The following is an 11759-nucleotide window of genomic DNA, read 5'->3' on the forward strand; positions in this document are numbered from 1 at the left end:
TCTCCCAGCTGTATATCACAAGGACCCGAACGGGTCCTTGTGTCGTTTTTGGAGTCGCTTTTGATGTTTCCCGACCTCATCACCCTGGGCCTTGCCCTGCTGATTATTTTCAGCGGTGCCCTGATTCAAAGCCTGATTGGCTTTGGTCTTGCCGTGGTGGCCAGCCCGCTCTTGTATCTGGTTGAACCCGAACTGGTGCCCGTGCCCGTTATTCTGATGGGCTTCTCCATCGCCCTGCTCACTTTGCTCAGAGAGCGCAGCGCCCTGGAGTTTGCCGGTCTTCAGTATGCCCTGCTTGGACGCATTCCGGGGGGTATTCTGGGTGCAAGTCTGCTGCTCATGGCACCTCAATCCATATTGGGGCTCGCCATAGCCGTGATTGTGGCGCTGGCCATGATGCTGAGCCTGATGAAAATCAGCGCGCCCATTAATCGCCTGACCCTGTTTATCGCTGGCACTGTGTCCGGTATCTTTGGCACCATAGCCGCCATTGGCGGCCCACCAATGGCGATTCTGCTGGCCGGTAAAGACCCCAATAAATTCCGCGCGGCCCTGTCGGCATTTTTTATTTTCAGCTCATTGATAGCCTTGAGTATCCTGGCCTTTGCCGGTTTGGTAACTGTGTCGCAGCTCCAATGGTCAGTCATCCTGTTGCCCGCGGTATTTTGCGGTTATTGGGTAGCAGGTCGCCTCCTTGGGCGGGTCGATAAGCAAAAAACCAGAGTCGCGACTCTGGTTCTTTGCTCAATCAGTGCTTTGGTGCTGGCGGCCAAGTCACTGGTGGTTTTGCTGGCAAGTTAATGCGGCAAAGGTGCTGCAGGCTTAAAAGTGATAGGAGCTTTGCAGCACGGCACCCACTGTGTCTTTATCTCCCCACATACCGGCCAAATCCAGCTTGAATCCTGAACCTATCTGAAAACCGGTACCGAAAGAATAGATATCGGCGGTCATGTCATTGAGATCCTGTCGGTAACCCAACCGCAGTGACAACCAATCCAGCGCATGCCATTCGGCTCCCAAGCGCCAATATTTGGTACCCTCAAGACCAACAAACTTCTCGTTATCCATTAAATCCAGGTCAGTACTCAGCTGCCAATTGCCACTTTGAAACGCGGCGCCAAAAGTGACCATGGGACCTGCCCGATAAATGGCACTGACCCCTTCTGACTCTACGGTATCCAGCTCACGCTCAATCAAATTCCGGCCCACCAGCCCCAGTGTCAATCCGTCCATGGGCATCATGGCAATACCGGCATCCAGGTTAAAGCCCGTATCATCGTTGCGATAATCGTCGCTGTCGAAATCACCGGCATCGAAATTGTTGGCACTGACCGCATAATTAAAGCTGTCGAGCCGCTGCAGTTTGGGAGTCAACCCCACGGTAACGGGCATATTGACTATGGATAACGGCAAGCTGACCGAAAGCGCCAACTCAGATGAAGCGCCGGCAATCACCCGCCCCTGGGAGGTTAAATCGTCCAGCGCCGGCGGAGCCTGTGGGTCGAGGGCTTCCAGAAGCTGGATGTCCGCATCGCTGATGTCCGCCAAGGCAATACCATCGAGGTAACTGCGGTAATAAATACCCCAGCTGATTCCTTTGGTGGGCATGGCAAAGCTGAACCCTATGCCTGCAGAGGCGTACGCGGTATTGCCATCCAGCCCACGTAAATCACCAAGCAAGGCCTGACGAAAGCTATCGATGGCATCCACATCCCCTCTGTCGATTGCGCCGTCCAGGCCGTCGTAATTATCTTCGAGGGTGTCGAACTTGTCGGTCATATTGTCCTGATCAGAGACCTCTGCACCAAGCACAGGAATAAGCAGTCCAAAGTCTCCTTCGGTATAACCGGGTAAAGACAGGAGCGCCGGGTTCATCCAGGGAGCCGCCTCCAAACTGGCCGACGCCACACCCGTGCCGCCCAGGGCGTCACTTCTGGCTTCAAACACATCCTGGGCAGCAAAGCTGTACGGACAGAGTATCAGCCCCAACGAGGCGGCGATGAGTTTCATCTTCATCCTGTTCTCCCTGATTTTTCTGTTTTTGACCCGGCAACAATCTTTTAAAAGCTTAGTTCAGCGTGGAACAACGCGCTGAAATATCATCTAAAAAAAAGCCCGCAAATGCGGGCTTTTTGGGCTAATCGATTAGAGTAATCAAGACAGATAAGATTGACCGGCGTAAAGGATAAAATGCCGCAGTGCCAGCACCCCAATCAGGCTCGCGCAGGCCGCTGTGACCATGGCGCTGCGGCCGTGTTTACCACTGAGGCGCATCATCAGTGGCACCCCAAAGCCGATAGCCACTACCCCAATCCAGAATACAGCTGCCCACAGTCCGCCAGAGATCGATGCCAGCGCCGCTGCCGCCGCGCCACCTTTGAAATACAGCGCGGTAAACAGCATAAACAGGAACAGCATTTCCATGCCCATCACCGGCAGCTCGAAGGCGTGCTGACGCTCAAGGTCACCAGAGAAGCCACCAGAGCGGGAGCCGGAAGCCTGGGGGCTATGCTTATCGCCACCAAACATCGTCACCGCCAGCAGGCTGTTGGCCGCCGCACCCGCCGATAAACCCGATACCAAAAACAGCGCAGGCAGCACCGCGGTATTGAGCATGGGATAGGCGTTCATGGCGGAAATCAGGAAACCTGTATAGGCCCCCACCACCAGCGACAGCACAAAGAGCGCTCCTTCCAGCATGCCGCGAAGCTTGCCGAGGCTATCGGCGAGGCCGCCCAGGAAGCCCAAACCACACTTTGGCAGCTCATCTTTGAGCACCACCAGCGCATAGACAAAGGTCAGCGGAATGTATGCGAGGAGCGCTATCACCCCAATCGACATCACCGAGCTTAAGTTGTAGTTAATCAAAATCAGCCAGAAGTGGAACGGTTTGGTCAGGTCAAACACCAGACACAGCATCCCAAGACAAATGGCGATGGGCGCAATCAAGGCGGCGGCTTTGAGCACGGCGCTTTCAGCACGGCTCTGGCTACTGCCCTGAGTTTGGCCACGATACCAGCGCAGACCAATCCCCATCAACAAGCTGCCCGCCGACAAACCGGCCATAAAGAGGTACACCGCAATCACCCAATGCCAGGTAATGCCGTCGTACTGACTCATATCACCCCAGATATTGTTCATAATCAGATACCTCCACGCTTGGCTGGAATACGGTACAGCCTGGGTTTGGTGCCAAGATGTGTCTTGTCCTGATAACTCACCTTGGTGGCAAGCAGTTTGGACACCTCGCTGGCAGGGTCAGCTGCATCACCGAAACAGAGCGCATCTGTTGGGCATACAGTGACACAGGCGGGCTGTTCACCCCGGGCAAGACGGGTTTCCTTACAGAAGTTGCACTTGTCCGCCACCCTGGTTTCAGGGTTCATAAAGCGCACCTTGTAGGGGCAGGCGGCCACGCAGTACATGCAGCCCACGCACTTCTCGGCCTTGATGGACACAATGCCATCGTCACCAACGTAAGCGGCGCCGGTCGGACACACCTTGACGCAGGGCGCATCCTCACACTGCTGGCACGACACCCGGTTGTACTTGAAGTGCAAATGGGGCGCCTCACCAAAGGGGCCTTCGATGCGCACCTGCAAGCGGCTTACGCCATCGGGTACCTGATTAATGCTGCGGCAAGCCACGCTACAGGCCTGACAGCCGATGCACTTGTTCTCGTCGTGCACCATTACGTATCTTTTGCTCATAGTCCGGGCCCCCTTATGCCTTTTCCAGGATCACACCCGTGGTGTGCACGTTCATGCCGCAGACAGGCGCCGTCATATTGGGCAGCAGGTTTCCACAGTGGATCCCCTTGCCGGAGGCACGCACCAGCTCACGGTTTTTCGAGCCAAAGCCCATGTAAGCAAACAGGGTATCCGGGCGAATGCCCTTAGTGACGAGCGCCTTGCCTTCTTCCACGCCCACGCTGGATTTAAGCCGAATAGCATCACCATCCTTGATACCCAGCGCCTCGGCTGTGCTGGGATGCACCCACACGGCGTTGTCCGACATCAGATTGGCGAGCATAGGGATATTGTGGGTGGCACCATTGGTGTGCACCGCCACCTTACCCTGAATGAAGTAGAGCTCATTGGGCTGTTTTAAGGTCACGGGCCGGTACTTGATGCCGCCGCGGCCCGGGGCCATGGCTTCCACCTTGGGGCTCACCAGTTCTATCTTGCCGCTGGGGGTTTTGAACTTGAGCAGGCTGGCGTAACTGCCGTCCTCATCCGCGACATGGGCGCCTGGATAGGCAGTCACAAACTCCTGCACCATGGATTTTTCACGCAGCATCAACGGCTTGCCATAGCTGACAAAGCCCTTTTCCTTGATGTGATTCAAAAGCGCCACATCCTTGTTGGCCTGCAGCAGTTGCAGGGTTTCCATGGTCTCCCAGGGGTAGTACTTGTCCATGCCCATCTTAAGACCCAGCTCGCGGAAGATTTGCCATGACGGCTTGGTATCGCCAATCACGTCCACCACCCGCTGACGCACGTAGTAGCCGGGGCTCTTGCCGGACTTGTCGCTGATCTCCTCATCGCGCTCAAGGTAGGTGGACTCGGGCAAAATCAAATCGGCCCAGGCGGCGGTTTCGCTGATATACACGTCCACCACGGCCACAAAATCGAGCTTTTTCAGCGACTCAACCACCTTGGCGCGGTCAGTCATGGTTTGCATCGGGTTGGTACGGCACATTACCCAGCCGCGCAGCTGGTAGGGTTTGGCCTCCAGGGTGGCATCGATAACCGACTGATAAATGCCGCCCTCGCTCCACATCATGGCGTACTGCTCATCCATCTGGTCGATACGCTTGGCTGTGGGCTTGGGCATGTCGGCCACGCCGGGCTTACCCAACACAGGCGCCACGGATTCTCCTGCAAGCTTGTTGTACCCGGCCGCCTTCTGGCCAAAGTAGATACCGCCCTTGCGCTCAAAGTTGCCAATCAGTACGTTGGCCGCGTACAGGGCCCGGCGCATATCAAACTCTTCCGGGGTGAAGGTGGCACGGTGGCCAAAGTCCACCACCGCATGGGGCGCGGCCTTGGCAAATTCGCGGGCAATGCGGCGAATGTCTTGGGCGGGCACATCGGAAATGGTTTCTGCCCACTCGGGGGTATAGGCGCTGACTTCGGCGGCAAAGGCCTCGAAGCCTTCCACGTAACGCTCGATAAAGGCCTTGTCGTAGAGGTTCTCGCTAATCAGCACATGGCACAGCGCCAGCGCCACGGCCACATCAGAGCCGGGACGGATGGCATACCACTCATCGGCTTTATCGGCCACGATGGAGAAGCGCGGCTCAAACACCACCAGCTTGGCGCGCTTGTCGGTTTGCGCCTTCATCATGGCGCGGGTTTCGGACATATTGATGCCTTCGTAAAGGTTATGGCCGAAGTTGATGATGTATTTGGAATTACCCAAATCCCGCTTCACCTTTCCGCCAAACATGGCCTTAGCGGCCACCACATAGGCGCCGGGGCAGGTGGTTGCGTGAGTAAACGTATTGGGGCTGCCAAAGGCCTTGGCAAAGTGGAACAGATGCCCCGACAGCGAGCCCGATTTGGATGAAAAGGCCACGGTTTCGGCGCCATGGTCGCGGCGGATTTGTTCGAGCCGCTGGGCAAGAATGCCGTAGGCTTCGCTCCATTCGATTTCCTGCCACTTACCTTCACCGCGCTCGCCGACGCGTTTCAGGGGTTTTACCAGCCGCTGTGGGTCATACAGCAAGCTGTGGCCGGCACCGCCCCGGGCACATACCTTGCCGCCAAAGGACTTGGCTGCTGCGTTGCCTTCGATATACACGGCCTTGCCATCCAAAACCCTTGCCGAAATCGGGCAACGGGTGGAGCACATTTCACAAATACTCGGAATGGCTTTTTCGCTGCCACTGAGGGGTTGGGCCCCCATGGCCGCCAGCGTCCCAGGCAGCGCTGTGGCCAGGGCACACCCCGCCCCGGCCGCACCTGCACCTTTGAGAAAGTCGCGCCTGCAGAGCTCTATCATGGTTTCCTCCAAATGCCCAAAGGGCAGAATGGGATTAGCGTTATCGTTCTTCTGTGGCGAATGACGGGCATTCACCGGCTAATGCCATTGTCGGCAGGGCGTGTTGGCAGGGATATTGTGGAAAACCACATAGCGCCCCCCTTTGTGATGGAGGCAACACTAAAAGTCCGGGCCGCTGTAAACAGCCCCCCTGGAGAAAGCGGGTTTGACACCACACAGGATAGATTGACTCTCGTTAGCGGTGGCTCATTGAATCCGACAGCCCAATTAGAAGTCATTAACAGGACCGACAAAGCAGTGAATTCGACGCCAACACACCCCTAAAGAGGTAGTTAAGTGGAGCATGATATTCAAAAACGTCACATAGATCACACACTGTTAACCAGTGTTTCCGACCATAAATTAGTGATCGTTAATATTTAAAATCACTATTTTTCATAACATTACCAACTATTCATTAGATTTTTTTCAATGAAATTTTTATCAATTAGATAAATTTCATGGATCTGATCCACTTCAAATTTCTCCTTATCGTCCTTTGTTAAATTTTAGCCAACAGGAAATGAGGGAGCCCGGCTCCCCGTTCAGGGAAGAAAACCAGCCAACCCGCGAAAGGAAGATGATGATGAAAACGACCCACTCCATTGGCCTTGGACTGCTCCTTGGCCTGATCCTCGGCAGCAGCGCTATGGCAGCCGATGGCGGTAATCCCAAGAAAGGTAAACACCTGTACAAGAAAGAATGCAAAACCTGCCACAGCAAAGGTGACGCAGCCGGTGAACTCACCCCCATGAGCAAAACCATGGCCCAATGGGACAGATTCTTCGAAAAGGATATGCACAAGGGCAAACCCGAAGTATTCCAAAAGCTGTCTGAGCAGGAACTGAAAGACGTACAGCAGTTTCTCTATGACCACGCTGCCGACTCGGACCAACCGCAGACCTGCGGCTAACCCCAAGCGGATAAGCCTCGCCCGACAATAACGGGCAAACACCAGAAAAAACTTCCCGGGTTGCGGGATGCATGGGGCAAACCCCAGGGCCTGTTACAACCCAAATTCGACCGGCGCGACCGGTCAGGAGCGTGAGTATGCGTACCCTTATCTCTCTGGCAGTGGCAAGTGCACTGGGATTTACTCCCTTACTGTTCACCTCTCAGTCGTTGGCCGCTGACAACACCGCAAATAGCGACCAGGCCAAAATCGAGCGGCTGCAACAAAAAATCGATGAACTGTCCGAAGAACTGGCAGACCTCGATACCCGAGTCAATAAAACCGAACGCCACACAGCACTGGACAGAATCACCTTCAGTGGCGACTTTCGCACCAAGGTGCATTCGCTGCACTACCGTGATGTCACCTGGAACCCCGGCATCAAGATGAACTTTGATGACTTCGGCCGCCGTGCCATGGCCGGTGAATACGGCGATCCCATGGATCCGACCTCCCCCCTTGGCAAGATGATGGCCGCCAACCCGGATATGGCCGCCGCCTTTATGGGTGGGCAACTCTCCGGTGTGATGCCCTGGGCCCTTGGCAGCACAAACACCTACGATATCGACAACGACCTCTTTTACACCACCCGTCTGCGCCTCGATATCAAAGCCAATGTATGGGAAAACGTGAACTTTGCCGGGCGTTTGTCCATGTACAAAAACTGGGGCGACTCTACCGGTGTGCAGGTATTCGATTCCTGGCGTTCTTTCTCCATGGACGGTACCAATTCCGGCAACACCAGCGGTGACTGGCTGCGGGTAGAACGTGCTTATTTCGACTGGAAAAACATCGGTGGCAGCGAGTTCTATCTGTCTATCGGCCGTCGTCCATCCACCTATGGCCCTCCTTCAAATATCCGCGAAAATGAACAGCGCGGCGGCACGCCTTCCGGCCATCTGGTGCACTTTAACTTCGATGGCGCCACCCTGGGTTATAACCTGGGTGAAATCACCGGCATCGAAGGCCAGGTCGTACGCTTCTGTTATGGCCAGGGTTTTGAGTCCCAGTGGGGTAATGGCGAACTGTTTGGCAACCTTGTAACCGAAGACACCCACCTCGGCGGCTTCAACATCGACGTCATCAACGATGGTAACCACTTCGTGCAGTTGACCCTGTTCGGCGCCAAGGACATCAACGATGGCTTCAAGGGCTCCATGGCCTTCCCCAACGAACTGGCGGCCATTTTCGCCCCCACCATGTATCAGGACATGCAAAAGTTCGACAGCTTCAACTTTGTCACCCGGGTACAACCCAGCGGTGTGATTGGTGACATGTTCCTGGGTGGCTTGGGCTACGTGTATGAATCTGATGAAGATTTTAAAGCCTTTGCGTCACTGGGCTGGACCCGCGCCGAGTCAAACGGCAATGCAGGCATGTTTGGCGGCCTGCTCACCGACGCGACCTTTACGGGCAAACTCAGTGCCGATGGCAGCGAGCTGATGATGGTGCCGCTGGCCGCCGAGAGTGATGCCGCCCACGACGGCTACGGCGTCTATATCGGCATGCAAATGCCCGCCCCCTACGGCAAGTTTGGTCTCGAGTATAACTACGGCTCCAAATACTGGAGTCCCTTCACCCAGGCCCAGGACGACCCCATCGGCAGCAAGCTCGCCACCCGTGGCCATGTGGTCGAGGCCTACTACCTGTTCGAGGTCAATCCCCGGATGTTTATCAAGCTCGCTGGCCTTTACTACGACTATGAGTACACCGGCTCTGGCACCCCGGTTGGTGCACCAGTGAAGGTGGATGACGTAATGGCAGGCAGCGCCGTGTCCCTGCTGCCCGTGGTGGATACCGCCGTGGACCTCAACGCCTCACTCACAGTGAAGTTCTAACCTCTCAAAGCCCCGGCACTGCCGGGGCAGGAGTTTGACCATGAGAACAGTTTTCTCCCAATGGGCCCTTGCCCCCCTGTCCGGCGTGATGCTGCTGGGCAGCGGATTGGCGATGGCCGACAATCCCCACAAGGAAGCCATCGAAGGCCCCTTCGCCTCAGGTACCGAGGTGACCCAGCAGTGCCTGGCGTGCCACGAAGATGAGGCCCACGATTTTATGAAAACCTCCCACTGGAGCTGGAGCCTGACCCAGGAGCTGCCCGGTCGCACAGTTGAGCGGGGAAAGAAGAACGCCATCAACAACTTCTGTACTTCCATCGCCGGTAACGAGCCACGCTGCACCAGCTGTCACGCGGGTTACGGCTGGAAGGACAGTAGCTTTGATTTTGCCGACGCTTCCAAAGTGGACTGTCTGGTGTGTCACGACACCACAGGCACCTATATTAAAGATCCCGCAGGCGCCGGTGAGCCACTGGCCAAGGTGGATTTGGAGAAGGTAGCCAAAAATGTCGGTAAGCCAGTGCGCGACAACTGCGGCAGCTGCCACTTCTACGGTGGCGGCGGTGATGCGGTGAAACACGGGGATCTGGACTCTTCCATGGCCTACCCCGACAAAGCCACCGATGTGCACATGGATGCAGATGGCAACGACTTCCAATGTCAGGCTTGCCATACCACTGAGTCCCACGCCATCAGCGGTAATGCCATGGGTGTATCTCCCGGTGGTATCGACCATATTGGCTGTGAAAACTGCCACGAAGGCGCACCGCACAAAAACAAGAAAATCAACGAACACACAGCCACTGTGGCCTGCCAGACCTGCCACATCCCCTTCTTCGCCCGTAATGAAGCGACCAAGATGAGCTGGGACTGGTCAACGGCGGGTCAGGACAGGGAAGAAACCCTGGACGAGTACGGCCGCAAGACCTTCCAGAAGAAGAAAGGCAGCTTCACCTGGGGCAAGATGGTTAAGCCCGCTTACGCCTGGTACAACGGCAAAGCCGGTGCCTACATGGCTGGCGACCCCATCAAGGCCGATGAAGTGACCCGTCTTTCCTATCCTCTCGGGGATATTCAGGATGCGGGCGCAAAAATCTACCCCTTCAAGGTGCACACAGGTAAGCAAATCTATGACAAGAAACACAATATTCTTGCCACAGCCAAAACCTACGGTGCCGGCGGCTACTGGACCGAGTTTGACTGGGATAAAGCGGCAAAACTGGGGATGGAGGCCAACCCGACGCTGAAGGCCAAGGGGATTGCTTACAGCGGCGAATATGGTTTTGCGCCAACTGAAATGTGGTGGAGAATCAACCACATGGTGTCAAAAAAAGAGGAAGCCCTCAAGTGTAATGCCTGCCACAACGGCGGCGACCGTCTCGACTGGAAGGCTCTGGGTTACGAAGGTGACCCGATGAAAAACAAACAGGGCCCAAGACACAACCAGAGCAAGTGACGCAATCGCTCACTGGCACCTCAAGGGGCTGGACAATCCGGCCCCTTACATTCATCACCCTTCCGCCGGGGATAAACGGTGGCATCTCTGCAACAGATTCCAGGCATTCGCTCCTGCCTGAACCGGTTCTCTCTGAGTACCGGTTTTTTTATGGGCCAAGACCCAGCCCGGAGGACAGCCTCAAAAAGTCACAACAATCCGGAACTTAAAGATAATCAGGGTCAAGTTGTCCACCACCATGGTAAATCCATGGAGTTTTTGGGACTCTGGCTACCTATAAAGGTTTATAAAGCTGGCATTACCCTTGCTGTATAAGGGGTAATATTCACTCTTCAGGCAACCTGCATGCGTCCACGCCCCCCAATCAGGCTCACCGAATTTACCGGTGCTTTTGCCGATTTGGGTACCTTTCTGCCACTGGTTCTCGGCCTGATTGCACTCAACCAATTTTCGCCCCAGGGCATTTTCCTCGGCTTTGGCCTGTTCGCCTGTGCCACGGCACTGTTTTATCGCCGTCCCATTCCGGTGCAACCCATGAAGGTAATAGCGGCTCTGGTCATAGCCCAGCAGCTCACACCGGGCATGATGCAGGCCAGCGCCATGCTGATGGGCGTTATACTCCTGGTGCTGGCGGCCTCCGGTGCCATCAGCTGGCTGGCACGACAAATCTCCCAGGCAATCAGCGTCGGTATTCAGCTCGCTATCGGGCTGCAGCTGCTGTGGATGGGACTTACGATGATGACAGACGCCCCTGTGCTGGGCTTTGGCGCCTTTGCGCTGATTTTTGTATCACGCTTCTTTCCCCTGAAATACCTCGCCATGCCACTGGTGATCCTGCTCGGTATGCTGTGGCAGTATCAAAGCGGCGCCGCAATGAGCCCAAGCTTTAACAACACCCCCTGGCATCTGGGCTGGCCCGATGTTTCAGACTGGGGCGCGGCCGCCACCCTGCTGGTGCTACCTCAGCTGGCGCTGACCCTGACCAATGCCGTGATTGCCACCTCTGTGATGGCCAAAGACAAGTTCCCCGAGGATGCCGAGCGTTTCAGCCCCAAGGCGCTGGCCACCAGCTCAGGGCTGGCCAATCTGCTCTTGAGCCCCTTTGGCGGTGCAGCCATGTGCCACGGCGCCGGTGGTCTTGCGGTGCAGTATCACTTTGGCGCCAGACAGCTGTGGGCGGGACTTATTTTCGGCATAACCTGCCTGGCTATCGCTTTGGGGTGGAATGAGCAGGTGGCCTGGCTGTTGGGACTCATCCCCATGGCTATTCTTGGAAGCCTGCTTTCCACCGCAGGGCTGCAACTGGCCTGGTCCAAGCGCTTTCTCGATGGCAAACCCTACTGCCTGTTTGTGATAGGCGCCACCGCCATCGTCAGTCTGGGAGTCAATGCCGCAGCCGGCTTAGCGGTGGGCATGCTGCTGGAATTGGGTCGCCGCCAGTGGCTCAATCAGAGGCAGCTTGACTGAG

Annotated in this window: 9 protein-coding genes; 5 read left to right on the plus strand and 4 right to left on the minus strand. The window is 56.0% G+C overall.

Going from position 1 to position 11759, the window contains the following annotated elements; genetic code table 11:
• Window positions 1–63: 63 nt before the first annotated feature.
• Window positions 64–801, plus strand: coding sequence for a sulfite exporter TauE/SafE family protein (locus SAMA_RS16535; RefSeq protein ID WP_011761280.1), 738 nt, complete (start codon window positions 64–66; stop codon window positions 799–801).
• 21 nt (window positions 802–822) lie between these two features.
• Here the strand turns inward: SAMA_RS16535 and SAMA_RS16540 are convergent, their stop codons facing one another.
• The 4 genes from SAMA_RS16540 to phsA form a co-directional block, all read right to left on the minus strand.
• Window positions 823–2016 carry a conjugal transfer protein TraF gene (locus tag SAMA_RS16540; protein ID WP_011761281.1) on the minus strand — a complete coding sequence of 398 codons (1194 nt, stop codon included), beginning with the start codon at window positions 2014–2016 and terminating at the stop codon, window positions 823–825.
• A gap of 138 nt (window positions 2017–2154) precedes the next feature.
• Window positions 2155–3141, minus strand: a complete 987-nt coding sequence (gene nrfD, locus SAMA_RS16545) for an NrfD/PsrC family molybdoenzyme membrane anchor subunit (RefSeq protein WP_011761282.1) — start codon at window positions 3139–3141, stop codon at window positions 2155–2157.
• A 2-nt stretch (window positions 3142–3143) separates the two neighbouring features.
• Complete coding sequence (locus tag SAMA_RS16550) at window positions 3144–3710, minus strand: 4Fe-4S dicluster domain-containing protein (RefSeq protein WP_011761283.1); 567 nt, start codon at window positions 3708–3710, stop codon at window positions 3144–3146.
• Between the two features lie 13 nt (window positions 3711–3723).
• Window positions 3724–6006, minus strand: a complete 2283-nt coding sequence (phsA, locus tag SAMA_RS16555) for a thiosulfate reductase PhsA (protein ID WP_011761284.1) — start codon at window positions 6004–6006, stop codon at window positions 3724–3726.
• A 622-nt stretch (window positions 6007–6628) separates the two neighbouring features.
• Between phsA and SAMA_RS16560 the strand changes: the two genes are divergently transcribed.
• The 4 genes from SAMA_RS16560 to SAMA_RS16575 all read left to right on the plus strand — a co-directional run bounded on the left by SAMA_RS16560 (window position 6629) and on the right by SAMA_RS16575 (window position 11758).
• Window positions 6629–6958: a c-type cytochrome gene (locus SAMA_RS16560; RefSeq protein WP_011761285.1), complete on the plus strand. Its 330-nt coding sequence runs from the start codon at window positions 6629–6631 to the stop codon at window positions 6956–6958.
• Window positions 6959–7095: 137 nt separating this feature from the next.
• Window positions 7096–8835: a DUF3373 family protein gene (locus SAMA_RS16565; RefSeq protein ID WP_041409925.1), complete on the plus strand. Its 1740-nt coding sequence runs from the start codon at window positions 7096–7098 to the stop codon at window positions 8833–8835.
• An 88-nt stretch (window positions 8836–8923) separates the two neighbouring features.
• Window positions 8924–10291 (plus strand): tetrathionate reductase family octaheme c-type cytochrome, encoded by a 1368-nt coding sequence (locus SAMA_RS16570; RefSeq protein WP_041410604.1) that lies wholly within the window; start codon window positions 8924–8926, stop codon window positions 10289–10291.
• A gap of 345 nt (window positions 10292–10636) precedes the next feature.
• On the plus strand, window positions 10637–11758 hold the full coding sequence (locus tag SAMA_RS16575; RefSeq protein ID WP_011761288.1) for a putative sulfate/molybdate transporter: 1122 nt from the start codon (window positions 10637–10639) through the stop codon (window positions 11756–11758).
• The last annotated feature ends 1 nt before the right edge of the window (window position 11759 follow it).

It is taken from the genome of Shewanella amazonensis SB2B, from assembly GCF_000015245.1.
Taxonomy (GTDB): Bacteria; Pseudomonadota; Gammaproteobacteria; order Enterobacterales; family Shewanellaceae; genus Shewanella; species Shewanella amazonensis.

Bases quoted from the DNA above. Each gene is read 5' to 3' on its own strand.
- SAMA_RS16535 (WP_011761280.1), top strand. From the start codon at position 64: ATGTTTCCCGACCTCATCACCCTGGGCCTTGCCCTGCTGATTATTTTC.
- SAMA_RS16540 (WP_011761281.1), bottom strand. From the start codon at position 2,016: ATGAAGATGAAACTCATCGCCGCCTCGTTGGGGCTGATACTCTGTCCG.
- nrfD (WP_011761282.1), bottom strand. From the start codon at position 3,141: ATGAACAATATCTGGGGTGATATGAGTCAGTACGACGGCATTACCTGG.
- SAMA_RS16550 (WP_011761283.1), bottom strand. From the start codon at position 3,710: ATGAGCAAAAGATACGTAATGGTGCACGACGAGAACAAGTGCATCGGC.
- phsA (WP_011761284.1), bottom strand. From the start codon at position 6,006: ATGATAGAGCTCTGCAGGCGCGACTTTCTCAAAGGTGCAGGTGCGGCC.
- SAMA_RS16560 (WP_011761285.1), top strand. From the start codon at position 6,629: ATGATGAAAACGACCCACTCCATTGGCCTTGGACTGCTCCTTGGCCTG.
- SAMA_RS16565 (WP_041409925.1), top strand. From the start codon at position 7,096: ATGCGTACCCTTATCTCTCTGGCAGTGGCAAGTGCACTGGGATTTACT.
- SAMA_RS16570 (WP_041410604.1), top strand. From the start codon at position 8,924: ATGCTGCTGGGCAGCGGATTGGCGATGGCCGACAATCCCCACAAGGAA.
- SAMA_RS16575 (WP_011761288.1), top strand. From the start codon at position 10,637: ATGCGTCCACGCCCCCCAATCAGGCTCACCGAATTTACCGGTGCTTTT.